The organism is Polynucleobacter meluiroseus (genome assembly GCF_900205755.1).
GTDB lineage: Bacteria > Pseudomonadota > Gammaproteobacteria > Burkholderiales > Burkholderiaceae > Polynucleobacter > Polynucleobacter meluiroseus.
Map to the genome: position 1 here is coordinate 323867 of NZ_OANS01000002.1, position 26800 is coordinate 350666.

Here is a 26800-nt window from a genome sequence, read left to right on the forward strand (position 1 = left end):
ATTCCTCGATAGCTCAGTTGGTAGAGCGCCGGACTGTTAATCCGTAGGTCCCTGGTTCGAGCCCAGGTCGAGGAGCCAAATTAAAACCCTGTATGCTTAGCCGCTACAGGGTTTTTTCATTAGGGCTTGATAATCGTTATTCACAGTTATTCACCCCCTGTAACTGCAATCTCCCGAACCTCAAAGGGATCTCTGGTTTCAGGGATATTTGGGGTTTTAGCCTTTGTGCCTGGTATTAACTCAAAATCAGGTTTAAAAATGGTGAGGGTACTTTTCAGTTGATCAAAGGGTTTGCGGTCCCCCGCAAACTTTACCTTGCCCTCGGTTAATAATTGATCGAAGGTCGTTTTGCCTCCCATAACCAATTCCAAATCACTGCGATTAATTGTGATAGTTAAATCGGGGTTTTTTGCTTGCTGCCCCTTAATATTTGTCAACGCAGAGTTGCTCAACTCTACGACAAATTTTTGGCCATTATCTGGTGTAACCAAGTTCATCACAAACTTCATGCCGTCTGCTTTTTTACTGTCCATACTAATGGCGAGGGAGTTAAGCCACAGATCCGTACTCATGGCTTTGATCATATCTGGGCCATTAGATTTTGGTGGCACGCCAGCAGGCATGCCATGACGTAATTCATAAGCGGCAGCGAGGAAGCTGTTGCGCACACTTGGGCTTTCTTTTTGATAGCCAATTTGCTCATATGTATCAGCCAATAAATTCTTAGCGGGTACATTATCGGGTTGCGCATAGACCAGTTTATTTAATAATTCCGTAGCTTCACGATATTTGCCTTGTGAGTACAGCTGCTTGCTCTTTGTCATAATCTTTTTCGAGCCTCCCATCATCTCCACATAAAGCGGGGCTGAATCTCTTGGGGATAAAGGAATTAAAGTAGCGGGATTTGCATCCCAATAGCCTAGATAGCGATTGATGACCGCACGGCTATTGTGCTCTTCGGAGCCGTGATAGCTATGTGCCGCCCATTGGGTCTTCAAACTTTGAGGTTGCTTGTACACGTTTTGAATTTCATTGATGGTAACGCCTTGGTTAGCTAGGTGCAGTACTTCATTATGTAAATGGGCGTAGCTATCACGCTGAGTGCGCATCACCTCTTGGATGCGCTCATTACCCCAGCGAGGCCAACTATGCGAAGCAAACATTACCTGAGCAGTGTTTCCATAGCGATAGAGTGCATTATTTATATTCTTAGACCAAGCTAAAGAATCGCGCACTAACGCACCGCGCAAGGTATAAATATTGTGAATGGTACCGGTAATGTTTTCTGCTGCCCAGAAGGCCTGAAACTGGGGGAAGTAAGTATTCATCTCAGCAGGCGCTTCTGTTCCGGGAGTGTTTTGGAACTCCATAATCACCCCATCAACCGTCATCGTTTCAAAAGGTTGATCGATATAGCGATTAGGCTCAATTAAGCCTAAATTACCTGAGGCGGTATTTTTACCAATGGATTGATCAACGTGCCCAAAGGGACTGCGGGGCAACAGAATTCCATATTGAAAAAACATCCGACGCGTCATCGCATTACCAGCATAAACATTTTCTGCTACAGCATGCTCCATGAAGCCGACGGGTGCAATTACCAATACCTTGCCGCTCCTCACATCCTCTTCGCTCACGACACCTCTTACCCCGCCGAAGTGATCAGCATGAGAATGGGAATACACCACAGCAACCACTGGGCGCTTACCTAACTTTTCGTTCACAAGCTCTAGGGCTGCTCTTGCAGTTTCCTTAGAAGTAAGTGGATCAAACACAATCCAGCCGGTATCGGTCTTAATAAAGCTAATATTGGCTAGATCAAATCCGCGTACTTGGTAGATTTTCCCAGGCACCACCTCATATAGGCCATATGCCATGTTTAAAATAGCCTGCCTCTGCAGGGATGGATTAACGCTATCAAAATCTTTACCTTGCAGTAAAAAATCATAGCTTCCCATATCCCAAGCTACGTTACCCGCATCAGCCATGATTTGCTTATAAGCAGGAGCCGCTACAAAACCCCTTTGAGCTTCCTCAAAGTCACGCTTATCGTCAAAGGGCAGCGTTTTACGCAGACCATTTTGCAGCTCAACAGTAAAAGTTGAGGGCGACTTACCCGCCGGATCAAAATGCTTACCCTTCATTGCGCCAGCATCAGAAACTATCCCACCACCTCCGGCCGCAAAAACAAAATTAGCAAATAGTAAGCCTGATAGTAAAAAAATGAGAAGGGTATTTTTTTCATCACTATCCTTTAGAAAATGCTCCTAGCTTAAACTAAATGTGACCAATTTTGCTATATTTACTAAAATCTAGATATAGTTTTTAAAAGCTAATGTAGTGTATTTACACTATTTATCTACTTCCCCACGTTTTTGACTTGGAAAAGGCTTATCAATAAATTAAAAACTTTCAGGTCATGCGACTTTGAATTCTTTTTCTTTATTTGCGAGCAAATTGCACACTCATGACGGCAAGTCGTCGATAGAGATTAAGCTGCTCAGACACAATGAGCCCATCGTAACCAAGGCGTTCTATTGGTACCCATAAAGAGACCCAGCCAATAATGACGAAGGCCTCGCAGATCACCAAGCTAAAGTAACTATCGGGCCAGATTTGTAAGCTGAAGTATTTGATAGTCAATAAAATGATCATCATCCCAATACCTACACCGAGCCATTTAAACATGCGATTGCGATGGCGATTATTTTGCCGCTCAATTAATAAGGCTTCATATTCAAAAAATTTGTTTACGGCCTGCTGTACATCGGACTCGGTGGCCTCACCCGGCTCTTTTCCAGTAATGTGAAGTAAGAGTCCTAAGGGTGACTTAGGAGGCGCATCACCGGCCCACTGCAAAATATGATGCACCGCCCTTGGATCAAGATCACGCTGTCGAAAAGGGGTCGGATCAAGATCGCTAAATAAAGAATCTAGTGACTCAATATTTACATCAATAAAGTAGGTCTTTTTTTCTTGATTTACTAGATTCATGAAGATGAATGCTTATACAGGATCTACATGCGTCATCACATTAAGGACTGGCAAAGTGTCAGTGACTTTTTTAGCGGCAGCGAAAGCAATATCATGGCCGACCTGAACAGTGGCATTTTTATCCACTTCAATGTGGACATCAGCCAAAATCATGTCGCCCATTTTGCGCGTACGCAAATCATGACAACCTTTAACCCCCTCGGTTGTCATAATCGTATCAATAATTTTTTGGTGCTCTTCAGAAGAAACTGCGCGGTCCATTAAGTCATTTAGGGCATCCCAGCTAAATGACCAGCCTGTTTTGGTAATCATGAGGCCGACAACTAAAGCGCCCACCGAATCTAAGATGGGGTAACCCAATAACGCGCCAACGATACCAACAGAAACCACTAGAGAAGAAGCCGCATCGGAGCGCGCATGCCAAGCATTCGCTACCAGCATACTAGAGCGGACTCTCTCAGCAACCGCCAGCATATATCTAAATAACAGCTCTTTAGCTGCCAATGCGCCTAAGGCGACGTAGAGTGCCAAAATCTGTATTTGACCAGCAGCAACGGGATTAATAATTTTATTACCCGCCGCCCAAAGCATGCCTAGACCGACCACCAATAAAGAAACCCCTAAAAATAAAGAGGCGGCAGTTTCATATCGCTGGTGACCATAGTGATGATCTTCGTCGGCATCTTTACTACTGTGGTGGTTGGCAAATAGCACAACAAAGTCGGCTACTAAATCCGTGAGTGAATGAATACCATCTGCAATTAAGCCCTGAGAGCCCGCCAATACACCGGCAGTTACTTGAGACAAGGTCAAGCCTAAATTAACGAGCACACTCACTAGGGTGCTGTTGCGGCCTGCTTTCTGCTTCGCAACAGAATCAAGCTCAGGGTTTTCAATCAGCAGGGATTCAATCGGTTCCATGGAATTATTCTAAAGGCAATGCAAGTAAAAATCGTGACTAATGCTCAAATCAACTGTTTTTTGCGCAAGTTACTCAGGCGATTATTCAGACTTTTCAGGGTAAGCAGATGGTATTTATCTCCCTCTGACCAGTTAGACCCCTTCCATTCAATGCCCTCCTCAGTAATTTTGCCAAAAGGCTCTCTACCTTCCTTGGCATAGCCTTCCAAAATAGACATGAGCAAGGCCCTATCATCTGACTCATTAGCATCCTTGAGAGCATCTAAGATGGGCTGAGTAATCGCGTCTTTGTGAATCACTTTCTCGGTGAAATGCTTTGATTTAGCAGGCGCTTCAAAGATATATTCGTGAGGCCACTCAAACACCATTCTGGCGGCATTTTTTACTGCTTCAGGGCTTACCGCCTGAGTGTTGACCCCCTTGGGATCGCTCGGGAGCTGTAAATCCATAATCCAGCTTTCTAATTCTTGCATCCGTTGATGACGACCCTCATCACTGTCGGGCTTGGCATCTTGTTGGGATTGCAGCAAAGTTATCCATGCCCAAGCGATATCTTTAGGTACGGCAAAGGGCTGGTTGAGCGTGTCACTGGCGCGCTTTAAAAGGGATTTAGATGCTGGCTTGCTCATAGTGTCTTTCGTTATTTATTGTGACCAGCGGTGATTATCGTGGTCAAGAGGCATGCACTCAATAAAAGAGTGCTACAACATGCTTATCACTGGCGTTAAATCAGATTTTTGACGCCGCGGGCCAGCTTTAGTGCGCCGAACCCAAAAGCCAAAACTTTGCTTGCTAGTTTTGGCTTGAAATGAGCCAAAATAGCGAATATGCTGGTCCACAAAAACGGGGTATCTTGTACAAAATGAATCGCATCTAACCCCTTGTCCGCCCAAGACAAAGGCTTCTTAAGGGGTTGAAAATGAATAGCCAGTTCCAAGCGCTCTAGGACTGCAACTTCTTGCAGCTCTTTTTGTCGCAGCTGCAATTGACTCAAGCTCGCACTCATTTTCCGCTAAGCTCCTGTCGATCCTTGGCGAATTCTGCAATAGTTGCCTCAAATAATTTAGGCATCGTTTTAAGCGAGCGCAAGACAACCGTTGCCATCAACGCACCAATCATCAGAAATCCGCCGGCAAGCATACTTAAAGCCAAGAGGCGATTGCTCTCCCAGCTATAAATCACAATTAACAATGCCAGCATGACGAGTCCAAAAAAAAGGAAGAATAAGGCACAGGCAACCAAAACAAATAGGCTAATAGTTCTAGACCTGGCAATCTGCACATCAATAGAAATTAATTCCAGCCGGTTCTGAACTAGGGCAATACCCGTTGCCACTAGATTCTGAATGGAAGAAAGTATATTTTCCTGGGACATGAATAGCCTAGCGGCGGCTAATTAAAAGACCAATCAACAAGCCTACACCGGCCGCTACGCCAACTGCCTCCCATGGCTTACGGTGTACGAACTCATTGGCATTCTCAGTCAACTCTGAACCCTTCTCGGCTAAAGCATGCTCAGCGTTAACAAAATTTTCTTTTGCACTAGAAAGGGTTTCAAGAACCTTAGAGCGAATCGCACTGATCGGGCCCTCGTCATGAGAAGCGGTTGCCTTTAAAAGATCTTCGGCGTCAGACATTAAAGCCCTGAAGTCTTTCACTAGACGACCTGAAGTCATGTTTAATTCATCGATATTCATTTTTGCAGTCTTCTTGCTAGTCATGCTTTACTCCCGTGGGTTAGAGATTGTTACTCTATTCTAAGCACCTCTACGCAAAGATCCCATTAATAAAATGGTCATTCCAGCATTTCCCTCTTTAAAGTACTTTAGATGATCTTTTAAATTGGGTCTTCTTTTGATGAGGGCATGATAAGCCTGCGTGGAATAAGCCACTTCCTCCCCAAAATAAAACGCATCTACTCTATCAGCGAAGAAATTATTTTCCAGGGCATTGTGAACCGCCCTTTTAATGTGCCCTCCAGTCCCTCTTGAGCCATATCCATGAATCAAGATGACTGCCTTAATGCCGAGTTCACTCACGCGACGTAGAGCTATAGTTAGGCGCTCTAGCGCCTCCTCTACTGTTGGGTTGGCATGCTTTAAATTGAGAACCAAAATATCGCTCAGGACAGATGGAAGATCTGCGTTACCGCAATGCTCACAAGAATCTTGCATCCCTCTAGGATTTCCGCAATGCGAACACTCAAAAGAAATAGTCATCTTTTAGCATGTTGCCGAAGATCGAGCGAATAAACCTCATATCTCATCAAGAGCAATACTTATTCGATAAGCTCTGTGCACTAGTAAGACGATCATCAATCATGCGGGTCAAAATGACTTGGGCAGCTTCTCTGTTTTCTGGTGACTTTAAGCTCTGTTGAATTAAGGAGCTCACATCCTTGCGAATCGATGTATTGCCATATTGCAAACTTTTCATAGTGACTACCGCCTCAGCGGAAATCTGGCATTGCTGGCTTATTAATTCACGGGAATCTCCACTGGTATTTGCATATGCAATTGCAGCAACAGAGATTGAAACGATCAAGAGTATTAATTTTTTCATCTTATTTCCTTAATTTGTGACCACAAGTAGGACAGCAACCTAAATCTTTTGCACGCAATTTTCTCAGCGCCGCATAAACGCTAGTTTCAGAAATTTCCATTTTTCGAGCAGCTTGAGCGGCAGTCATGCCCTTCCCCATCCAGTCCAATGCCTGCTGTGTTTTTGGTATTACTTTTCTCATATCTTCCCCATACCTGAACTATACTACACAAGTTGTGAAGTTGTGAACTTTATAAAATAATGTTGTATTTGTACCTCACGTGAAATTCATTAAGGGGTCAGGGTTGTAAAGATGGAATACGCAAGAGGTTTACACTTAACGGGAATATTTAATCTAAAAGAGCCCTACAGAAATGAACCTACCCGCAAATCAACTCACTATGACGATTCTCATGACGCCAGATAAGACCAACTTTTTTGGTAATGTGCATGGCGGTGAAGTGCTCAAACTACTGGATCAAGTAGCCTATGCTTGTGCTAGCCGATATGCGGGCCGACATGTTGTCACCCTAAGCGTAGATCAAGTGACTTTCAAGCAACCCATTCATGTTGGTGAGCTGCTCACCTTCTTAGCTTCTGTGAACTTTACTGGAACCTCATCCATTGAGGTGGGCATCAAAGTCATAGCTGAAAATATCCTCACTAAGACGATTAGGCACGTTAATAGCTGCTTTTTAACCATGGTAGCCATGAACGAGGAACGTAAACCAATCGCCGTACCAATATTTGAGCCAAAAAGCAGTGATGAAATTAGGCGACATCGTGGCGCCATCCTCAGAAGAGAGATGCGCAAAGAATTAGAGCAAAAATTTAACGCAATTAGGACAAGTCAGGACTAAATCAAGGCTTCAGTTAATACAGCGCTTTGCCAAAAATATCGCAAAACTAAAATGGCTAGCAGGATAGGTATTACTGTTGTCGTTTGAAATCCCAATGATGCATTAATAAAAACATACTTAGGACGATCACAATAGATCGAATTGAGGCTCTAAGTAAAACAAGTACGAGTACGCTACTCACTTTCGCTTAAAAAGCCCCTTTCAAGCCGATCATGGCACTCCTACCCATTTGCGGTGCATATAACCGAATAGTCTCAGGAGTGGTCGCATAACGAATTTCTTGATTTAATAAATTAGTCAGGCGCAAGTACGTTGTCCAATTTACTTTACCTACTTTTTTTGAATAAGAAATACCGGCATTAAGTAAGTTGTAGCTGGGTGTGGGTCCAATCTCAAAACTAGCCAAACGATTTTGAGAATAAGCATGTATAAAAGTGGCATTGGTGCGCCATTGATTTTTTTCATAAGCGACTTCAGCTCCGACCCTAGGAGCCGGCTGTAGTGGCAAATTGCCGCCGCTATCAAAACTTCCTCGCGAGACATCACCAAATAACCGGCCTCCAATTCCAGGCTGACGCCAATGATGCGTGAGTTCACCCTCCACACCTTTAATGCTTGCATTCGCTTGCTGAGTTGTAGCCACTGGGTAGAGATTACTTGTATCCAATACCCCTGTGTAATAACCATAAATATAGTTAGTAAATTTATTGGCATACACATTCATCTTGCCCTGAATATCTCCCGATGTCTTTTGAATCGTATATTCCAAATTATGTGAAATCTCTTTTTGTAAATTGGGGTTGCCAATAATGAAAGTACCTGTGGCATCATGTGGACCGTAGGCATAGAGCTCTGGTGCGTTAGGCGCTCTTTGAGATACCGTGTAAGACAGCCCTGTTCCATAGCCAGGCATAAAAGTCCACAAGCTTCCTGCAGAATAAGAGAACAAATTAAACTGACGATTAAGTAAGCTTGGCGCGTTGTAAGTAACGCCATTGCTAAAAGTAGTTCCCCCTCCAGAGCTCGCATAGACACTAGATTGATTAGGGGCTTGAGAAAGGGGGTTGTAGCGCACGCCCACGCTGTTTTTGAGTGCGCCAAATTGACCTTCTTCTACCCAAAACAAGGCATTTGAATTGGTGGTGGTCTGAGGAACTATTGCTGACTGCCCTGTGGGCACATCCGTTGCTGTTAATTGCGCGGTGGAGGATTGAAGGCCGAAGTTACCCTTCCAGCCAAGCCATTGCAAATGTGACAACACGGCCCTCATTTCCGTAGCATTGTTTTTCCAAATAGTGGCTGGCGTACCTTCCGAAGTGAATTCATTATGAATGTAGTTGCTGTTTGAAATGCTGAAATTAAAAGCAGAGAATCCTGCAAAGGGTTCACGTGTTTCATGCTGCAGGTCGTAGCGATTTTGGGACTGCTGAATAAAGCCACCATTAGCACTAGGAATGCCATAGTTGTGATTCAGCCTCTCAACTGAAATACCTGTGTACCCTGAATCCCCAATGTAAGAGGCGCCTAAACCAAGATTATTTTGGTTGTTGAATGAGAACGGCAACTTTCCTGAATAAGGTACGTTCACGGGATATCCTGGGGTGATTGCCCAATTGGCATTGGGTCCGCCCTGCTCCGCAAAGCCCGGGATACGATAGTTATTTGAATTGCTGATTGCAGTATCTGCATGCAAAGCAATCGGCCCTGTTGAGCTATCCACTACCAGCGCCGCAGTTTTGCCCTGATTGGCGTACTCGTAATTCGTATCCATAACCCCGGTAGTTTCTCCAGGCAAAGTGGAAGCTATACGATCATTGACTATATTAATGAGGCCGCCACTGGAACCTGAGCCATACATCAAGGCTGAGGCGCCACGCAGAATTTCAATTTGGCGCGAATTCTGCAGCGGGCTTGCTACTGCATGATCGGCTGAAATGCCCGAAATATCATTAACCGAAAGACCGTTTTCTAGAATTTGTACCCTTGCACCTTCAAGCCCGCGGATGACTGGCCTTGAGGCGCCTGGGCCAAAGCCTGAGGATGAGACTCCCAATTCATTTCCCAGAGTAGCGCCTAGGCTAGTGCCTAGTTTGTCTTGCAGCTCACTTCCAGAAAGAACCTTACTTGGGGTCATAATGCTTTGACCGCCCTCTTGCGTGCCGGTTACCGTGACTTCCAAACCCGCACTGGACTGACTTTGCGAAAGAGCAAATTCCACATGCATACCCAGACCCAAACTCAAACCCATCAATACCACTAACTGCTTAAATCTAAAGCGCTTCATACCAAGTCCTTCAACTACCTCTCATTACGCTAGAGGCGATACCAAAAAGCACCCTGTCTAATAAGACAATAGATGCAAGTGATGACTACCGAGGGAGTGATTGGGGTGGAGCTTGAGATTGATAAAGCCAAACTTTGAGAAGAATAAAGCTGGCCAGAATAACAACAAGGGGCGTTGGGTGACTAAAGCTTGGCAGATTGAGATCACCCTGCCCTGAAATTGCTGATGCTCCCAACAGGAGGGAATCCAATAATTTACAAACCGGGTTTGATTTTTGGGGATCTGCACTAAATGCCTGCTCTATTTCATCAAAAACGGCATAAGACTGCGCGTCTTGCGTTTGATTGGCATGCAGCATTCCATGAAAAAGTCCAATAGATTGCATACCCAATACTGCAAAGCACAGCACCACGGCCAAAATCACCGCATGGACTTTACTTACAAGAGGGTTCTGAAATTTAGAATGCACCGATCTATTTTAGCAAACGAGTCATAAAAACAGTTATTGAGTGTTTTGCGCCACTGGCAATCCTAGATTGGCCATTGAAGGCATTAAGCCTAATCTCTAAGAGTCATTTCTTGGATCCCGCAAATAGCTCTGTACATCCTTTTCTCCGGCAAGATGCTGGAGAACGCCGTAGGCAATGTAAGGCATCACGATGAGCCAATACAAAAAGGTCAACGCCAATACTTTAAGGGGTTCACCCTGACAAAAACTCAGCATTGAATCAATGAAACCGTGACCTTTCAGAAATCCTTGAGCACCAGCTTCTGTATAGCGAATCAATAATACAATGACGGTGGAAAAAGTCGTACGACGAATCACCAACCAATAAATTGAAGTGGCGCTTTTATCAGGCTCAGTAAAAGGCTGCAACATTTGCGCGGTCACCAGGAACTTGGACAACACTACCGCTTGCAGTATTGCAAATCCATAAGAGAGAAAGCCCTTCTCAGCTAAGTGCGAGACCTCTTGATTGTAAAAAGTGAGTGCACAAAACCAAACAGCAAAATAAGCAGATGACACTGCCCAGTCAAGCAGCGCATTTTTCAAGCTATGAAGAAATTTAGACATATAGGTTGATGATTCATGGTGGGGCTTCTAGGAGGTCCATTTTAAGAGGACGCAAACCAAGATGCACTAACTTAATAGCTTAAGTTACCTCACTACTTGAGTCCGGGGAATACGCTATTTCCCACCGTGAAGAACAACGAAGCAATTAACACTGGACCCTTGGCTAATGTCGCCCGTGGACATCCTCAAGCACTTTTTATGCCGCTCCATTTAAAAAAGGGAGTTTTAAATGAATGGCATCCAAATCGGCCATTTTGGACATTTCAGGCTTAAAGTCGAAAATCGACTCCTTAAAACCGCAATTTGCTAGTAGTTTTCGCTAAAACAGCAATAAAAACCAATTCTTTTGTGTAACTCCTTGACACACTACGAAAATAAGCAAACAATTGGGTACAAGGTTTTATTTAAAGCCTTTTGGTGTGTTGTAGGATGAGTTCGATTAAAAAGTATTTGCCCTCCATCACAATTATTTTAAGTTTATGTAATGGAGTTAGCATGGCAACAGGAATTGTAAAGTGGTTCAATGACGCAAAAGGTTTCGGTTTTATTAAACCAGACGATAGCGAAGAAGAGTTGTTCGCGCATTTCAGCGCAATCAACATGGGTGGTTTCAAAACCCTCCAAGAAAACCAAAAGGTAACGTTTGACATTACCCAAGGTCCTAAGGGAAAACAGGCTACAAATATTCAAGCCGGTTAATCTTCCTTAGATGATGATGAAAGCCCAAGACTAGTTCCTTGGACTTTCATTCAAGCAAGACTGCTTTAAATCTTCCAGTAGTTCAGTAATTTCAGTAGAGTTCTTAAACTCGTCTCCTACCCTTGAGTATTTATCGCTCTAAGCGTTCCAGTCTTCATATTCAAAGTCCTAAAGCTAGATCAGACTCTAAGCACGCCCGCTTTTTGCTCTCAACAGGAGTAGCCTAGCAATAATTTAGGCGCTACTTGGTTTTTTAAAAATCTAAGCTATATGCACAACTTCACTAAGAATTTACTAGTGCGCAACAGTGTTAGACAATAGATTAATCACTAGCACTCCGGCAATAATCAAACCCATTCCAATTAAAGCCCACAGATCTAATTTCTGACCGAGCCAAACCCAACCGACAATGCTGACAAGCACTATTCCTGCGCCGGACCAAATGGCATAGGTAATCGAGACAGGAATGAAATTAAGAACCTTGGATAGGCAATAAAAAGCAATGCCATAACCTATGACTACCATGGCAGTGGGTACCAAGCGCGTATAGCCCTCGACAAACTTTAAAGCAGTCGTGGCCATTACCTCAGCGGCAATGGCGATGCCAAGATATAACCAAACCATCTAGAAACTCCTATTTTTGATAGTTGGTAGGAACGCAGCCAGCACCACCAACATGAAGTATGAAAGTATATATAAAAGATTTTTAGATGAACTATCTAAAGTTTGGAAATCACATTCCGTTGATACGAGAATAACTGCAAGATGGGAACGCGTCGAATCCAGCGAAAGATGCCATGTTCATCAATCCAATTCGCATAGGCTACGTAATCAGGATCATTCGACATATGACGCTCTTCGGTCTTGGCGCGCAGAGCGTATATCAAGTTAAGGCCCAACAAAAGAATGCAGTGCCTCTGTAGTATCCCCTTAGATTCGTACTCAACTAAAAAGCCAAAAATGTCAGAAGAACAAAGAAAACAGCTTCAAGCCCAGACAAAGATTGTCAAAAAGGTATCCATTTAGCTGACACCCTTAATAGAGATTGAATTTTTGTTATTGCAAGTCATTGGCATGGGGGTATGATTTATCTATGAGATACATCTTAATTCTACTTTTTATCAGCACCAATGTAATGGCGCAGGCTATTTATGACGCAAACGGCCAATATAGAGGTTACCAGCAGACTAGCCCCAGTGGCGTAACGAACGCTTACAACGCTCAAGGTCAGAATACAGGCTCTTCACAGGTTGATAACGGGCAGACTAACTACTACAGCCCTGCTGGCGCATACAGAGGCACCAACACAGCCACACCAACCCCACCTGTACCAAACACCACAATTAACGCACCTCGTCAGACTCCACAGGCGCCAATAATGAAAGGTTGGTAAGCGTACTTAGCAATGACCGCTAACGACCCAAAGCAGACATTTAACGAAATAAAAAACCACTCCGCAGAGTGGTTGGCGATACCAAACCAAACCCTAAGGAATGACTCGATAACAGTTAAACCATCCCACATCCACCTGTAGTGCTTGAAGTGCACTCAGCACTCCCGCCTCCCACCCCAGTGAATACCCTCACAGTAACTAGAGCTTCCAATACCTCATCACTTGTTTGAAGCATTTTTACTTCTTCTAATTCAATCATTTGTACTGGCATGTTTTTTCTCCTATAGGTTGTGGACTATCCACTACTAAATCCTAGCATAGGTATTTGAAGATTTGGAGTAGGAATTGCACCAATTTAGGCAATAAAAAACCACTCCGTAGAGTGGCTAGTAAAACCCAGCATCTAGTAATTCAAATTTGGGCAAGCTGAGAATTAACACAGGTTATTTAGGGAGAACAGGTTGTGTACACATTTGTGCCTTGATTTGACCCCGTAAATATACCCCCCCCCAGCAACCTCCAAAGACTCATCACTCGCTTCCACCATTTGCACTTCTTCTAATTCAATCATTTGTACTGACATGTTTAATCTCCTATAGGTTGTGGACTATCCACTACTAAATCTTAGCATAGGTATTTGAAGGTTTGGAGTAGGAATTGCACTAGATTGGGCAATAAAAAACCACTCCGTAGAGTGGCTAGTGATGTAGCGCTCAAGAAGAGACGGCCTGATATCTCTTAATGTTAACGGCTACAATACTGTGGATCTGTAACAGCGAATGTTCCAAACAAAATCGATGCTCCCTTTGAGCCACAGCTCGCCTCCAAAACATCATCACTCGCTTCCACCATTTGAACTTCTTCTAATTCAATCATTTGTACTGACATGTTTAATCTCCTATAGGTTGTGGACTATCCACTACTAAATCTTAGCATAGGTATTTGAAGGTTTGGAGTAGGAATTGCACTAGATTGGGGAATAAATAACTGCCTCTAGATATGCCTATAGATTCCTATATTTGGTGCGGTTAGAAGCCCTGCTTTCTTTGTCTGAGCCTTCGAGTAATGGTTAAATTTTTGCGAAAATATTTTTTGGTTTTGGATTTAAAAACATAAGGGGGTGTTTCCTAAAAATCACTCATCGGATGTCCAAAATACTATGCATAGGTGTACCTATAGCAAAGGGGCCTATTTAGGGGGTACGGGTACGGTGGGGTCTGGATTCTTGGAAATCAACAAGGGGTACCCCTGTTGTTTAATATAGGTCTATGAGTAAAGATAAGCGTGGTCTTGGGGATGTTGAATTCGCTAGCAAGGTGAAAACCCAGACCTTAAAGCAATTTCAGCTAGGAAAGAACCAATAGACCAGAATCTATTGGTATGTTTTATGGTATGTAGAAACAAAAAAATCCCCGAAGGGCTTTATCTATATAGCTAGGTGGCGGAGACGAGAGGATTCGAACCTCCGATCAGAGTTTTAGCCCCGATGCTCCCTTAGCAGGGGAGTGCCTTCGACCAGCTCGGCCACGTCTCCGTATTGATACATTTGCAACGCCTCACAGTTTAACGGATTACGTTACCCAATGGGGTGATCTTGCTAGTAAAGCGCTATTTATATTGCTTCCAAATTACTTTTGATCAAGTTCAAAGGCTTTATGTAAGGCGCGTACCGCCAATTCCATATACTTTTCATCGATGACAACAGAAATCTTGATTTCACTAGTAGAGATCATGATGATGTTGATACCCTCTTCCGATAAAGTGCGGAACATCTTGCTTGCCACCCCTACGTGGGAACGCATGCCAACCCCAACGACGGATACCTTAGATACCTTAGGGTCCCCTGAGATTTCTTTCGCTTCAATGTGGGCTTGAACCGTGTTCTTAAGTAATTCCAAGGCTTTTTGATAATCCGCCCGAGGCACTGTAAAGGTAAAGTCGGTTTTGCCTTCATAGGACTGATTCTGAATAATCATGTCAACATCAATATTGGCATCCGCAATTGGACCTAAGATTTGATAAGCAATACCTGGGCGGTCTGGAACCCCTAATACGGTAATCTTTGCTTCATCACGTGCAAATGCAATGCCTGAAATTACTGCAGCTTCCATGGTGCCATCCTCTTCAAATGTGATTAAGGTGCCCGACTTCATCTCTTCATCAAGGGGCATCATCGGATCTGTCAACGAGGACAGAACGCGGGTTTTTACTTTGTACTTACCTGCAAACTCAACCGAACGAATTTGCAAGACCTTGGAACCGAGGCTGGCCATTTCCAGCATTTCTTCAAAGGTAATATGGTCTAAGCGGCGCGCATCTTCACACACCCGTGGGTCCGTGGTGTAGACACCATCTACGTCGGTATAAATTAAGCACTCATCCGCATTGAGTGCTGCCGCCATGGCAACCGCTGAGGTGTCAGAGCCGCCACGACCTAAGGTAGTGATATTGCCATCGGCATCCACCCCTTGGAAGCCCGTGACCACTACAGCACGTCCAGCGTTTAAATCAGACAGTACCTTGACGCTATCAATACTTTTAATGCGGGCTTTAGTAAACGCTGAGTCCGTATGCACAGTCACTTGCCAACCAGCATAGCTCACCGCATCAACGCCTTCGCGCAACAGTGCCAAGGCGAGCAAACCCGAGCTGACTTGCTCACCAGTAGAGGCGATTTGATCAAGCTCACGAGGTTTGGCATCGGGATTGATATCTTTAGCTAAACCAAGCAATCGATTAGTCTCGCCAGACATTGCTGAGGGAACGACCACGACTTGGTGACCAGCCCGCATCCATTTAGCGACGCGTTTGGCCACGTTTTGGATGCGCTCAACTGAGCCCATCGAAGTACCACCATATTTATGAATAATCAGAGCCATAAAACCGTCTATATACCGGGAAATCAATTCCCTGAGATCTAAAAGGGGCTATTTTACAGGGTTTTCAGCGCTCCATTGGTTCTCTATCCACTGCGGCAAAACTCTGACACCCTTATCAGTTAGATGGGGATGGCTCACGCCTACTCCAGCAACGGCAATGATTTCATCACCGAGGTAGAGCAAAGGCGCGTGCCTCTGCCAAGGAGGAATATCGGCCTCCTGAAAAAGATTTTTTAGAGTCTTGCGGGGCGTTTTGGCTTTGATCTGCAGCTTTTCTGCTCCCTGACGCTCGCGCTGCGTAATCAAACCTTGGTTCAAGGCCTCTTCAATTTGCTTGGCAGAAATGCCCGCAGTTTTACTATTGCGAGGAATCGGCTGGAAGATCCAGCGCCCACTTTCAGGGTTAACTAGCTGTAGCATGCCGCGCCAAAGTCGAATACTAGCGCCATCATGCGACCACTCTAAATGGGCATCCGCACTAACCTGATGTAAATCCTGCCACCAAGATGTCAGGCGCTCCTGTGAGGGCATGGCCAAATGGTTGAGCTTGAGCCAATACCGCAGGACATTATTAGCGGCAGGCAAATCCACTTGAGCCAGCGTTAGTAAGGGAGCCAAGTGCAGATGGGTCTGCTTCAGTATTCCTTTGGCATCTTGAGAGGCTAAACGATCAAGCAGCTTTTGTGACTCCGCCAAAAGATTTGCACTGCGCGCTAAATTGGCGATCGCCTCCGGCTGAATCTTTGCCAAACTCGGCAAGATTTGATTGCGAATCGCATTGCGCCGAAAGCGGGGATTAAGATTGCTTGGATCTTCGATCCATTTGAGCCTCTTGGCTTTGGCATAAGCTTCTAATTCAGCGCGATTGAGATTGAGTAAAGGCCGCCATAAGGTAACGGCTTGATCGCCAGCGCTTAACAAGCGTTTCTCAGGCATAGCAGATAGGCCTGCTACCCCAGCGCCTCGCAACAATTGCAAGAGTACTGTCTCAGCTTGATCATTTTGATGGTGCGCTAGGAGTAAATTTTCAATGCCGTGCTCATGACAAAGTTCCGTCAAAGCATCATAGCGCCCTGCTCTGGCCCGCGCTTCAATATTACCCTCTGCTGTATTAGCAAAATGCAATAAACGAAAATCAAAATGCACCTGATATTTCTTTGCTAGCTTCTCACAAAACGCCAACCATTGGTCAGCCGCTGTTTGCAAACCATGGTGAATATGAAAAGCCCAAACCTCGAGAGTGTCATCCAATTGTCGGGCTGCGCAAACCGCATCAAGCAAGACAACCGAATCCAGGCCACCACTTAAGGCCACCGCAATCCGCTTGCTAGGCTTGGGGTTTGCTGTCGATTTCCTTGAACTTGCCATAACTCATTAAACGTTCGTGACGCCGTTCCAGCAACGCATTTACCTTCATGTCTTCAAAGGTATGAAGCGATTCTCTTAAGGCCTTACGCAGGTTAACCATCATGGCTTCGTAGTTACGGTGTGCGCCGCCTGTGGGCTCTGGAACAATTTTATCGATTAAACCCAACGCCTTTAAACGCAGGGCAGTCAGGCCCAGTTGCTCGGCTGCTTCAGGAGCTTTTTCAGCGGTCTTCCATAAGATCGAAGCACAACCTTCTGGAGAAATTACTGAGTAGGTAGAATTTTGCAGCATCAACACCACATCACCCATGGCAATTGCTAAAGCACCGCCCGATCCGCCCTCACCAATAATGGTAGAAATGATCGGTACCTCGAGTTCTGCTTGAACGTAAAGATTGCGACCAATCGCCTCAGATTGATTGCGCTCTTCCGCATCAATCCCCGGAAAAGCACCTGGGGTATCAACGAAAGTAAACACGGGTAAATGAAACTTTTCTGCCAAGCGCATTAAGCGCATTGCTTTGCGATAACCTTCGGGGCGGCTCATGCCAAAGTTTCTTAAAGCGCGCTCTTTGGTATCGCGCCCTTTTTGATGGCCGATCACCATGCAAGGCTGCGCATCAAAACGCGCTAAGCCGGCAATAATTGACTGATCGTCAGCGAAATTACGGTCGCCATGCAGTTCATGAAAATCAGTAAATAAAGCGCTCACATAATCTAATGTGTAAGGCCGTTGCGGATGGCGCGCTACCTGAGAGACTTGCCAAGGAGTGAGGTTTGCGTACACCTCTTTAGTGAGTTGCTGGCTTTTTTCAGTGAGCGTTTTAATCTCATCAGAAATATCTACTGAGGATTCATCTTGCACGAATTGCAACTCTTCAATCTTCGATTCCAATTCGGCTATGGGCTGCTCAAAATCAAGGAAAGTCGTTTTCATGGGTTGATTTTAACGGTCACTGGCGACGGGGTCTAGACTACGCCACATGTACCAGGTGGCAACCGTCCGCCATGGAGCCCAGTTTGCCGCCACTTCCCGTGCCTCATTGCGGCTAACGGGCTCTCCACTGAAATAATTCAGTGAAATAGCCTTAATCAGACCAAGGTCATCAAGCGGGAGAATATTAGGTCTGGCCATATTAAAAATGAGGAACATTTCCGCAGTCCATCTCCCAATTCCCCGAATGGCACTGAGCTCTTTAATAATGGCTTCGTCTTCCATGCCCTTCCATTGATTGGCATGTAAGTGACCAGAGACAAAGTGTTCGGCTAGATCGCGAATGTACTCAACCTTGCGAGCAGATAAACCTGCAAGCTTTAAGTCATCACCACTTAAGGCTAGGATATTTTTAGGGTTGACCTTTTTCTTCAGCGTCAACAATACTTTTTTCCAAACCGCTTGGGCTGCTGCTACAGAAATTTGCTGCCCCACAATGGATCTTGCTAGGGTGGTGAATGCATCCCCCCGTGTCATCAAAAAAGTGGAATCATGTTTGGGAATGATTTTCTTCAAGATACGGTCTTGCTTCATCAATTCCATACAGGCTTGCTCCCAATAATCCGGGGCTACCTCTTCGACAATAGACACTTCTTCAGTTGAACTCAAAATACATCCGTTAATTTCTGCGCCACTCAGTAAGACCACCGGGCTTGTCTTCCAATACTACGCCCTGCGTAAGTAATTCTTGGCGAATCAAGTCAGCTCCTGAAAAGTCCTTCGCTTTCTTGGCAGCCAAACGATCAGCAATACGAGCCTCGATCATTTCCGCACTCAAACTATCTGACGTTTGTTTTGAGCCCGCTTGCAAGAAAGCAGTGGGATCCATCTGCAAGAAGTTCAACACACCCGCTAGAGTATGAAGCGTGCTAGCTAGAGCTATTTTTGTATCACCCTCAGAGCGATTGATTTCGGTCGCCAAATCAAACAACGCCGCTATAGCTTCTGGTGTATTGAAGTCATCATTCATGGCAGCATCAAAACGCTGAACCCATGGAGAACTCTTCTCCAGCGCTTGCACTTTGATCTCTGGCGCATGAGCCAAGGCAGTATATAAACGCACTAGACCTGAGCGTGCCTCTTCAAGTTGGGCATCACTGTAATTGATAGGGCTACGGTAATGCGCCTTCAATATAAAGAAACGCAGAACCTCTGGATCAAAGCGCTTCAAGACATCGCGAATGAGGAAGAAGTTGCCCAAAGATTTCGACATCTTCTCTTCATTCACCCGAATATGACCGTTATGCATCCAGTAATTAACCATGGGCTGGTCATCAGGCTGGTGATCCTGACCGTATAAAGCGCCTTCACTTTGAGCGATTTCATTTTCATGATGAGGGAACTGTAAGTCTGCTCCACCCCCATGAATATCAAAATGATCACCTAAAAGATCGCATGACATGGCAGAGCACTCAATGTGCCAACCCGGCCTCCCCTCGCCCCAAGGGGATTGCCAACGACTCTCTGCTGGCTCATCCGCTTTGGCACTTTTCCACAGCACAAAATCAAGGGGGTCACGCTTGCCACCAGTGATCGCAACCCGCTCGCCTGCATGCAACTCGTCCAATGATTTGCCAGAGAGCCGACCATACTGCGGAAACAGTCTCACTGCAAAATTGACGTCGCCGCCTTCACCTTGGTAGGCTAGTTCGTTTTCAATAAGGCGTCCAATCATGCCCTGCATCTGCTCGATAAAATGCGTGGCGCGGGGCTCCTGATCTGGGTCAAGAAGATTGAGCGTGGCGCAGTCCTCATGCATCGCTGTAATAAACCGCTGAGTTAGGGCTGTAATAGGCTCGCCATTTTCAACGGCCCGTTGAATGATTTTGTCGTCAATATCGGTGATATTGCGAACATAAATGACTTCATAGCCACTTGCTCTAAGCCAGCGCACCACCATATCAAACACAATTAAGACCCGTGCATGGCCAATATGGCAAAAATCGTACACGGTCATGCCACAGACATAGAGCTTGACTTTGCCAGATTCAATAGGCTTAAAGGGTTGTTTAGAGCGTGTGAGGGTGTTATAGATTTGCAGCATAGAGCAATAAAGGGGGTGGCAAGTGACGCCAATTTGTTAGACTGTGCGATGAGTATATCGAATGAGCCAGTTTCACACCCTTTCCTCTATGTCAGATCTCCCTTTTTCAACTAGACTCCGCGCCTTTGGCATCACCATTTATGCCGTGGGCGCCTGTAGCCTTATTCTGGGCCTGTCTGCATGCAGCACTCCCGGACAGCAGCTTGCTAACGCAGAAATTAAGGCCCTAAATACGAATGGCGCCTCTACACAAGCGGTACCTGCTCCCTATTTAGGCTCCAGTGCGACAAATGAACCCCCTCGACTAACGCTCAACCAAGGGGGTTACGATCAATTCAACACCGAGCTATCCGAATCCGTCGCCGTGCCTTTCCTCTCCTTTCTCATCATTGAACCCGATCCCGTCACTAAGAATGGCGTGCCTTCCGATATCGAAAAGCTGATTAAGGCGAAAAAGTATTCTGACGCTATTGCCCTGATTGATGTGAACTTAAAGAAGACGCCTGGCAATGTGCAATTGCGCTACATCAAGGCACGCTTGTATATTGAAATGCGTGAATGGGCGCCAGCCAAAAAGGCTTTAATCGAAATTACGCAACAGTTTCCAGAGCTACCAGAGCCCTACAACAATCTTGCAGCCTTAGCTGCAAATCAAGGTAACTGGATAGAAGCACGGGATTATTTAGAGCTTGCTCTCAAACTCAGGCCAACGTATGCCATTGCTTCAGCAAATTTAGGCGAAGTGTATATCCGTCTCGGTGCCAGCGCGTATGACAGTGCCGCAGAATGGGCCAAGTTAAATCAACGTCAGTACGCTAACCGCGCCAAGGCTTTGATGGCTATCTTGCAGCCGCCTAAAAATTTAGCCGCCCCTAAAGACCAAAAGCCTAGCGTTAGCCCAGCGCAAACCACTAATCCAACAACTCCATCTGAAAGTGAAAAAAATCATGGCGACAATACTCCTACAAACCAATAAAGGGGATATCACCCTCTCACTCGACGCCGTTAAAGCGCCAAAAACAGTCGCTAACTTTTTACAGTACGTAAAAAGCGGTCACTATGACGGCACCATCTTTCATCGAGTGATTGATAATTTCATGATTCAAGGGGGCGGCATGACTGCGGGAATGAAGCAGAAACCCACTGGCGCTGAGATTGAGAATGAGGCAGACAATGGCCTCAAGAATGAACGGGGCACCGTAGCAATGGCCCGCACCAGCGATCCCCACTCCGCATCAGCGCAATTCTTTATCAACGTTGGTGATAACGATTTCTTAAACCATTCTGCAAAAAGCGCTCAAGGCTGGGGCTATGCAGTATTCGGTAAAGTGACTGACGGATTCGATGTGGTCGATGCGATTCGTAAAGTAAAAACGGGTAGCACTGGCTTTCATCAGGATGTACCAACAGAAGATGTTGTGATTGAAAAGGCTACAGTTTTAGAAGAATGATTGTCTCAGCTGCGAGCGCCTTGCTCATTTCGGATATCCACCTCACGCCGTCGATGCCTTTAACGGCGCAGCGCTTCTTTGATTTTTGTGAGAAGGATGCGCCAAAGGTAGAGGCTGTTTTTATTTTGGGTGACCTATTTGAATATTGGGTAGGGGACGATACGGTATTGCATTCCCCGTTTCACCAAGAAGTCAAAAGAGCGCTCGCCTCGCTTTCGACCAAGGTCAAAATATATTACCTGCACGGTAATCGTGACTTTTTGCTTGGGTCTGATTTTCTGAAAAAAACCGGCATGACCTTAATGAACGATCCCGCGAAAATCGCGGTAGACGGAACGGAGTATGTTGTCAGTCATGGGGATTCTCTCTGCACTGCTGACGTTGCTTATCAGGTCTTTCGCAAATGGACGCGGAAACCTTGGATTCAAAAACTATTTTTGAGTTTGCCAGCACACTGGCGGCGCTCAATTGCAAACCATCTGCGCAGTAAGAGCACCGCTCAATATCAAAAAGCCGAACGCCTGACGCCAGTGACGAATCGCATGAAAACCAATGTCACGCTCCCCGCAATTGCTGCTGCCTTAGTAACGCAGTCAGGGGATAGGTTAATCCATGGTCACACCCATCTGCCTGCGCATCATCAGGAGCAATATGCAGAACAATCATGGCAACGTTGGGTGTTGTCGGATTGGGATTTGGATCATCCAGAAACAGCGAAGCCTCGGGCAAGCGCCCTACTCATTGATGCACAAGGCGTGCGCTATCTAGATTTAATTCGTCATTAACTTACGGAGTATTTAGATAGACTTTGTACCATCTGCGCAAAGATGCGCGGGTTAGCACACATGACTTCGCCGCTTTCTAAGAAGCCCTCTTCCCCGCGGTAATTTCCTATCAAACCGCCAGCCTCAGTAATGAGTAAAGCCCCAGCTGCCATGTCCCATGGCTTGAGATCGCTCTCAAAAAAGCCATCGTAGCGACCGGCTGCCACATAAGCCAAATCCAATGAAGCCGCACCAGGTCGACGTAGACCCGCACATTGACGTGACATATCTGCAAAGAGCTTGAGGTACTTCTCTAAATCTTGATCTTCTCGATAAGGAAAACCTGTTCCCAGCAAACAATTGGTTAAGCGATCTTGGGTTGCGACGCGTAAACGCCGGCGATCTAAATAAGCACCAGCACCCCGCGTGGCAGTAAACAGCTCATCGCGCGTAGGGTCGTAAACCACAGCCTGTTGAATGACGCCGCCCACTGACAAAGCAATAGACACTGCATATTGTGGGAAGCCGTGAATAAAATTGGTAGTGCCATCGAGCGGATCAATGATCCAGACAAACTCGGCATCCGCATTGCGTGCACCAGTTTCTTCCGCCAAAAATCCGTGGCTAGGATAGGCTTCGCTGAGCGTTTCAATAATGGCGGCTTCAGCTTGTCTGTCCACCTCTGTTACGAAATCATTATGTTGTTTTCGATCGATCTGCAAACGCTCTAAATTAAGCGATGCGCGATTAATCACGGTACCGGCACGACGGGCAGCCTTAATGGCCACATTTAACATGGGATGCATAGAGTAGATGGACAAATTAAATAAGAACGAGCTGGTCAAATGCCAAATGCGGGACAATAAGCGAGCTAATAGACTGATTCTAAACGATTCCTTTCTATCACTTTATAACTTATCTCTTAACTCACACCACCCATACCCATTTTATGAATCTTGCACAGGCCAAATTGATCCAGTGGGTCCTTGTGGAAACCAGCCATCCTGGCAATGTTGGGTCTACTGCCCGCGCCCTCAAGACCATGGGTTTTAGTGAATTACAGCTCGTCAATCCAAAAATCGCGGGCGTTGCCCAAGACCCCGAAGCAATTGCCCTAGCAAGCGGCGCTCAAGATTTGCTGGCAGGAGCCCAAGAGCACCCCACCCTCTCTTCTGTTGTGAAAAACTGCACTGTGGTGCTGGGTCTCACCAGTCGTGAGCGTGAGTTTGGCCCCCCAGCACTAGATTGGTCCTCGGCGCGTCAGCTGATATTGGATGCGGTAAAGCAAAACCAACAAGTGGCACTCCTTTTTGGGCCAGAGAGAACTGGTCTTGAGAACGAGCACTTAACCATGTGCACCCATCGCGTTTGGCTAGATGCGAACCCAGACTATGCCTCGCTCAATCTTGCCCAAGCGGTGATGGTCTGTGCCTTTACCCTGCGAGAGACGCTCATACAGGCCAACACCGCCTTTGAGAAGCCTGCTAAGGTTTTTGTAGACCACGCTGACTATGCTGACCCCGCCGCAGTGACTGCCATGCTAGAGCACCTTAGAGAGGGTCTAGAGGCGATTGACTATTTAGATCCTGCTAATCCAAAAAAGCTGATGACCCGCTTACAGGCACTTTTTGCCCGAAGTCGACTTCATAAAGAAGAGATTGATCTTCTGCGCGGCATCGCAAAACAGATGATCCTGAGAAAATAAGCGTATCCCGTTAAAATTGCCGTATGTTTAATTCTTTATTCCACCACGTCGACTCCATCATCCAGCGCGACCCCGCCGCCAGAAATCGTCTTGAAGTCATTACCTGCTACCCGGGCCTGCACGCAGTTTGGTTGCATCGCCTTTCTCACGGGCTGTGGAGTCTTGGTCTTAAGTGGTTCGCTCGCTTACTCTCGATGCTGGCTCGCTGGATTACGGGAATTGAAATTCATCCGGCTGCCAAAATTGGACGACGCGTTTTTCTGGATCATGGCCTTGGAATCGTGATCGGCGAAACAACAGAAATTGGTGATGATTGCACTATTTACCAAGGCGTCACCTTAGGCGGAACCTCCTTGTATAAAGGCGTCAAACGCCATCCAACCTTGGGTAAAGGGGTGGTGATCAGTGCTGGTGCAAAAGTATTAGGCGGCTTTCATGTGGGTGATGGTGCTCGGGTAGGCTCGAATGCGGTGGTCCTAAAAGAGATTCCCGCAGGTGCAACGGCGGTGGGCATTCCTGCGCGCATTCTGCATCCCGATTTGCCAAGAGGCGAGATTGCGGATGGCAAAGCAAAGGAATACTTTTCTGCTTATGGAGTAACACCCAATGTAGATGATCCGGTGTCGATGGTTCTCAAAGGTCTGATCGATGTCACACTGGAGCAGGAGGCAAAAATCGCCGCCTTGGAGCTAGCTCTCGCTAAGCTGACCGATAGTCCATCAAGTAACTGGGATGCGCCCAGCGAGGCCAAACTAGATTTGGATACACTTAAAGCTTGGCTAAAGGAATAAAGCGCAAGCTCTAGTCTGATTATTGCCAAGCAGTTGCCGCCCCTGTTAAAGGCTAATGCAGAGTTGGAGAATTTGATCCGCCAGTTGCAGGTTTGCCACCGATGAATTCATCTTCCATGTCGTCATCCACATCGGTATCCTCATCATTTGGCATGCCAAAAGTGAAACCCTCGCCACCACGTGGATAGCGATTCGCAATTTCCTCATCCGTGGCTGCGCGAATATCTTCAACTTGCACCCAGAAACGTAATGCCATGCCCGCAAGGGGATGGTTGCCATCTAAAACTACCTGACTGTCGGCAACGTCTGTGACGGTATAAATTAATGCCTCGTCGTCTGACTCATTCGGCTCTGTAGCATCTTCTTCGCTAGCATCGGGTACGCCTTCAAACTGCATACCGACCTCTAAAGGCTCCGGAAAGCGCGCGCGGGGCTCTATTTTGAGTAACTCTGGATCGTACTCACCAAACGCTTCACCTGGCTCTAATTGAATACTTGCTTCATAGCCAATATCCTGACCATCTAAAATGTTTTCAATTTTAGGAAAAGTGCCCTCGTAACCACCATGGAGGTATACCATCGGAGCGTCAGGCGCTTCAATGACATTGTTTTGAGCATCTGTAAGCTTGTAACGTAAAGATACAACGGTATTTTTTTCGATCTTCATGCGGAATTCATTAAACATGGGTTTTTAAATAATTTCTTTTATTGACTGCAATATTTCCCAGTAACACCTAAGCCATTACTTTATGACCTCATTTTACTTGAGCAAACCGTACGATCCCCCTCACGCTCCAAAGACCTTAGTCCTTAATGAGCCGTGGCCCCTCTTGGGCGGCAATAGTCCACAACAGTTTATGAAGCGGTATTGGCATAAAAAGCCGCTGTTAGTGAGAGGCGCTATCCCAGCGTTTTCTCTTGCAAATCAGATAGATGAGCCCCTATCTAGCCCTATTTCCGCGCACGAACTCTTCCAATTCGCTGCTGATGAGGACATGGAGGCGCGACTGATTCGGGCAAAAAAGTGGTCGTTTACCGAGGGTCCGTTTAAGAAAAAAGACCTGCCATTACTAGAATCGCCCGACTGGACGCTGCTTTTACAGGGTATGGAGGCTAAACATCCAGCTGCAGCTACGGTGTTGTCGTGGTTTCGCTTCATACCGGATGCCCGTCTAGACGATTTAATGATTAGCATCGCAGGTCTAGGTGGTGGCGTTGGACCTCATTTTGACTCCTATGATGTATTCCTAATCCAGATGGCTGGCAGAAGGCGCTGGCGCATCTCAGCCCAAACAGACCTGAGCTTGACCCCGAATTTGCCACTCAAAATTTTGCAAAACTTTAAACAAGAGCAAGAATGGATCTTAGAACCAGGCGACATGCTGTACCTCCCACCACAAATTGCGCATGATGGGGTTGCCTTAGATGCAGGTTGCCAAACTTGGTCTGTAGGTTTTCGCTCACCAAGCTACAAAGAGCTTCTGCAAGAGGGTTTATGGCGCTTAGCTGAGTCCCTGGAAGAGATCCCGGCTCTAGCAAGGCGTTTTGCTGATCCCGGGCAAGAGGCCAGCGCACATCCTGAGCAATTACCAGCCGAACTCATTTGGCAAATTGAGCAAAAGTTGAAGGCATTGCGTTTGGATCGGGTTGAAACTTTCTTACCCGGGGTTGCCGCTTACTTAAGCGAGCCCAAAGCACAGGCTATTTTTACTGGCCCTGAAAATCCTATGACGGAAGCGGAGTTTGGTAAAGAGCTGAGCATCAGGTCTTTAATTCCCCACCCTCAAAGCAGGTTGCTGGCTTTAGATTCAGGCATATTTTGCAATGGTGAAAATATGACTTTGGAACAAGCTAAAGCGACAAAAAATGCCTGGAAAGCCCTAGCAGCCAAGAGAATACTTAAGCCAACACAAACCATCAGAATTACCCAAGAAAGTAATCTGTATGAGGCTTACTGTGCAGGTTGGGTCATTTTTCAGGAATGACTTTAGCTGTGGCTATAATAACGCTGGAAAGCATCTAAGGGGTTTCCCTTAGC

The 26800-nt window shown here is 46.0% G+C and carries 31 protein-coding genes, 2 tRNA genes and 2 pseudogenes; 10 read left to right on the forward strand and 25 right to left on the reverse strand.

Going from position 1 to position 26800, the window contains the following annotated elements; all coding sequences use genetic code 11:
- Window positions 1-2: 2 nt before the first annotated feature.
- Window positions 3-78: transfer RNA gene (locus CP950_RS04805), tRNA-Asn, on the forward strand.
- Window positions 79-146: 68 nt separating this feature from the next.
- Here the strand turns inward: CP950_RS04805 and CP950_RS04810 are convergent.
- The 10 genes from CP950_RS04810 to CP950_RS04855 all read right to left on the reverse strand — a co-directional run bounded on the left by CP950_RS04810 (window position 147) and on the right by CP950_RS04855 (window position 6657).
- Window positions 147-2144, reverse strand: a complete 1998-nt coding sequence (locus CP950_RS04810; RefSeq protein WP_096672880.1) for an alkyl/aryl-sulfatase — start codon at window positions 2142-2144, stop codon at window positions 147-149.
- A gap of 298 nt (window positions 2145-2442) precedes the next feature.
- A complete protein-coding gene (locus tag CP950_RS04815) occupies window positions 2443-2994 on the reverse strand; it encodes a hypothetical protein (protein WP_096672882.1) in 552 nt (183 codons plus the stop codon).
- 12 nt (window positions 2995-3006) lie between these two features.
- Window positions 3007-3915 carry a cation diffusion facilitator family transporter gene (locus tag CP950_RS04820; RefSeq protein ID WP_096672884.1) on the reverse strand — a complete coding sequence of 303 codons (909 nt, stop codon included), beginning with the start codon at window positions 3913-3915 and terminating at the stop codon, window positions 3007-3009.
- Between the two features lie 44 nt (window positions 3916-3959).
- Window positions 3960-4544 carry a hypothetical protein gene (locus CP950_RS04825; protein ID WP_096672886.1) on the reverse strand — a complete coding sequence of 195 codons (585 nt, stop codon included), beginning with the start codon at window positions 4542-4544 and terminating at the stop codon, window positions 3960-3962.
- Window positions 4545-4639: 95 nt separating this feature from the next.
- Entirely contained in the window at window positions 4640-4921 is a 282-nt protein-coding gene (locus CP950_RS04830) for a YqjK family protein (RefSeq protein ID WP_096672888.1), read from the reverse strand.
- Complete coding sequence (locus CP950_RS04835) at window positions 4918-5289, reverse strand: phage holin family protein (protein ID WP_096672890.1); 372 nt, start codon at window positions 5287-5289, stop codon at window positions 4918-4920. Before CP950_RS04835 ends, CP950_RS04830 begins: the two co-directional genes overlap by 4 nt.
- Before the next feature lie 7 nt (window positions 5290-5296).
- Window positions 5297-5635, reverse strand: coding sequence for an ElaB/YgaM/YqjD family protein (locus CP950_RS04840; RefSeq protein WP_096672892.1), 339 nt, complete (start codon window positions 5633-5635; stop codon window positions 5297-5299).
- 36 nt (window positions 5636-5671) lie between these two features.
- Window positions 5672-6088, reverse strand: a complete 417-nt coding sequence (locus CP950_RS04845; RefSeq protein ID WP_243391916.1) for a Smr/MutS family protein — start codon at window positions 6086-6088, stop codon at window positions 5672-5674.
- Between the two features lie 91 nt (window positions 6089-6179).
- Entirely contained in the window at window positions 6180-6476 is a 297-nt protein-coding gene (locus CP950_RS04850) for a hypothetical protein (RefSeq protein ID WP_096672896.1), read from the reverse strand.
- A 1-nt stretch (window position 6477) separates the two neighbouring features.
- Window positions 6478-6657 (reverse strand): helix-turn-helix domain-containing protein, encoded by a 180-nt coding sequence (locus CP950_RS04855; RefSeq protein WP_096672898.1) that lies wholly within the window; start codon window positions 6655-6657, stop codon window positions 6478-6480.
- A gap of 172 nt (window positions 6658-6829) precedes the next feature.
- On the opposite strand from CP950_RS04855, the gene CP950_RS04860 reads away from it, so the two are divergent.
- The gene (locus tag CP950_RS04860; protein ID WP_096672900.1) at window positions 6830-7315 is read left to right on the forward strand and encodes an acyl-CoA thioesterase; all 486 of its coding nucleotides are present in this window, start codon (window positions 6830-6832) and stop codon (window positions 7313-7315) included.
- 187 nt (window positions 7316-7502) lie between these two features.
- On the opposite strand, the gene CP950_RS04865 is transcribed toward CP950_RS04860, so the two are convergent.
- From CP950_RS04865 to CP950_RS04875, 3 genes are all read right to left on the reverse strand, one after another.
- Entirely contained in the window at window positions 7503-9599 is a 2097-nt protein-coding gene (locus tag CP950_RS04865; RefSeq protein ID WP_243391917.1) for a TonB-dependent receptor, read from the reverse strand.
- An 85-nt stretch (window positions 9600-9684) separates the two neighbouring features.
- Complete coding sequence (locus tag CP950_RS04870) at window positions 9685-10068, reverse strand: hypothetical protein (RefSeq protein WP_096672902.1); 384 nt, start codon at window positions 10066-10068, stop codon at window positions 9685-9687.
- Window positions 10069-10164: 96 nt separating this feature from the next.
- Window positions 10165-10674 (reverse strand): hypothetical protein, encoded by a 510-nt coding sequence (locus tag CP950_RS04875; protein ID WP_096672904.1) that lies wholly within the window; start codon window positions 10672-10674, stop codon window positions 10165-10167.
- Window positions 10675-11169: 495 nt separating this feature from the next.
- Here CP950_RS04875 and CP950_RS04880 point away from each other — a divergent pair, with 495 nt between their 5' ends.
- Window positions 11170-11373: a cold-shock protein gene (locus tag CP950_RS04880; RefSeq protein ID WP_096672906.1), complete on the forward strand. Its 204-nt coding sequence runs from the start codon at window positions 11170-11172 to the stop codon at window positions 11371-11373.
- 294 nt (window positions 11374-11667) lie between these two features.
- Here CP950_RS04880 and CP950_RS04885 read toward each other — a convergent pair whose 3' ends face one another.
- Both CP950_RS04885 and CP950_RS04890 read right to left on the reverse strand, forming a co-directional pair.
- On the reverse strand, window positions 11668-11997 hold the full coding sequence (locus tag CP950_RS04885) for an SMR family transporter (protein WP_096672908.1): 330 nt from the start codon (window positions 11995-11997) through the stop codon (window positions 11668-11670).
- A gap of 95 nt (window positions 11998-12092) precedes the next feature.
- Window positions 12093-12287: pseudogene (locus tag CP950_RS04890) on the reverse strand (hypothetical protein); the annotation flags it as partial.
- A gap of 179 nt (window positions 12288-12466) precedes the next feature.
- Between CP950_RS04890 and CP950_RS04895 the strand changes: the two are divergent.
- The gene (locus CP950_RS04895) at window positions 12467-12766 is read left to right on the forward strand and encodes a hypothetical protein (RefSeq protein WP_096672912.1); all 300 of its coding nucleotides are present in this window, start codon (window positions 12467-12469) and stop codon (window positions 12764-12766) included.
- A gap of 115 nt (window positions 12767-12881) precedes the next feature.
- Here the strand turns inward: CP950_RS04895 and CP950_RS09930 are convergent, their stop codons facing one another.
- From CP950_RS09930 to cysS, 8 genes and pseudogenes are all read right to left on the reverse strand, one after another.
- Entirely contained in the window at window positions 12882-13037 is a 156-nt protein-coding gene (locus tag CP950_RS09930; RefSeq protein WP_165766409.1) for a hypothetical protein, read from the reverse strand.
- A 473-nt stretch (window positions 13038-13510) separates the two neighbouring features.
- The gene (locus CP950_RS09935) at window positions 13511-13654 is read right to left on the reverse strand and encodes a hypothetical protein (RefSeq protein ID WP_165766410.1); all 144 of its coding nucleotides are present in this window, start codon (window positions 13652-13654) and stop codon (window positions 13511-13513) included.
- Window positions 13655-14205: 551 nt separating this feature from the next.
- Window positions 14206-14300 (reverse strand) — tRNA-Ser (locus CP950_RS04900).
- Between the two features lie 94 nt (window positions 14301-14394).
- Window positions 14395-15645: an aspartate kinase gene (locus CP950_RS04905; protein ID WP_096672914.1), complete on the reverse strand. Its 1251-nt coding sequence runs from the start codon at window positions 15643-15645 to the stop codon at window positions 14395-14397.
- A gap of 48 nt (window positions 15646-15693) precedes the next feature.
- Entirely contained in the window at window positions 15694-17013 is a 1320-nt protein-coding gene (tilS, locus tag CP950_RS04910; protein ID WP_096672916.1) for a tRNA lysidine(34) synthetase TilS, read from the reverse strand.
- Complete coding sequence (locus CP950_RS04915) at window positions 16973-17950, reverse strand: acetyl-CoA carboxylase carboxyltransferase subunit alpha (RefSeq protein ID WP_096672918.1); 978 nt, start codon at window positions 17948-17950, stop codon at window positions 16973-16975. Before CP950_RS04915 ends, tilS begins: the two co-directional genes overlap by 41 nt.
- A 9-nt stretch (window positions 17951-17959) precedes the next feature.
- Window positions 17960-18583 (reverse strand): annotated as a pseudogene (locus tag CP950_RS04920) (DNA-3-methyladenine glycosylase family protein); the annotation flags it as partial.
- A gap of 43 nt (window positions 18584-18626) precedes the next feature.
- Window positions 18627-20051: a cysteine--tRNA ligase gene (gene cysS, locus CP950_RS04925; RefSeq protein WP_096672920.1), complete on the reverse strand. Its 1425-nt coding sequence runs from the start codon at window positions 20049-20051 to the stop codon at window positions 18627-18629.
- Between the two features lie 88 nt (window positions 20052-20139).
- Between cysS and CP950_RS04930 the strand changes: the two genes are divergently transcribed.
- Genes CP950_RS04930 through CP950_RS04940 form a run of 3 tightly spaced genes read left to right on the forward strand, consistent with a single transcriptional unit; the run spans window position 20140 to window position 22287 of the window.
- Entirely contained in the window at window positions 20140-21027 is an 888-nt protein-coding gene (locus CP950_RS04930; RefSeq protein WP_243391918.1) for a tetratricopeptide repeat protein, read from the forward strand.
- Window positions 20999-21502: a peptidylprolyl isomerase gene (locus CP950_RS04935; protein ID WP_096672924.1), complete on the forward strand. Its 504-nt coding sequence runs from the start codon at window positions 20999-21001 to the stop codon at window positions 21500-21502. Before CP950_RS04930 ends, CP950_RS04935 begins: the two co-directional genes overlap by 29 nt.
- A complete protein-coding gene (locus CP950_RS04940; protein WP_096672926.1) occupies window positions 21499-22287 on the forward strand; it encodes a UDP-2,3-diacylglucosamine diphosphatase in 789 nt (262 codons plus the stop codon). The genes CP950_RS04935 and CP950_RS04940 overlap by 4 nt, the downstream gene beginning before the upstream one ends.
- Here CP950_RS04940 and CP950_RS04945 read toward each other — a convergent pair.
- Entirely contained in the window at window positions 22284-23072 is a 789-nt protein-coding gene (locus CP950_RS04945; RefSeq protein WP_096673097.1) for an inositol monophosphatase family protein, read from the reverse strand. The two genes, CP950_RS04940 and CP950_RS04945, sit on opposite strands and share 4 nt — an antisense overlap.
- Window positions 23073-23215: 143 nt before the next feature.
- Here CP950_RS04945 and CP950_RS04950 point away from each other — a divergent pair, with 143 nt between their 5' ends.
- Window positions 23216-23971, forward strand: a complete 756-nt coding sequence (locus tag CP950_RS04950) for an RNA methyltransferase (RefSeq protein ID WP_096672928.1) — start codon at window positions 23216-23218, stop codon at window positions 23969-23971.
- A 23-nt stretch (window positions 23972-23994) separates the two neighbouring features.
- Window positions 23995-24762, forward strand: coding sequence for a serine O-acetyltransferase (cysE, locus tag CP950_RS04955; protein WP_096672930.1), 768 nt, complete (start codon window positions 23995-23997; stop codon window positions 24760-24762).
- A 52-nt stretch (window positions 24763-24814) separates the two neighbouring features.
- On the opposite strand, the gene CP950_RS04960 is transcribed toward cysE, so the two are convergent.
- The gene (locus tag CP950_RS04960) at window positions 24815-25429 is read right to left on the reverse strand and encodes an FKBP-type peptidyl-prolyl cis-trans isomerase (protein WP_243391927.1); all 615 of its coding nucleotides are present in this window, start codon (window positions 25427-25429) and stop codon (window positions 24815-24817) included.
- An 82-nt stretch (window positions 25430-25511) separates the two neighbouring features.
- Here CP950_RS04960 and CP950_RS04965 point away from each other — a divergent pair, with 82 nt between their 5' ends.
- Window positions 25512-26747: a cupin domain-containing protein gene (locus CP950_RS04965; RefSeq protein ID WP_096672934.1), complete on the forward strand. Its 1236-nt coding sequence runs from the start codon at window positions 25512-25514 to the stop codon at window positions 26745-26747.
- Window positions 26748-26800 lie beyond the last annotated feature (53 nt).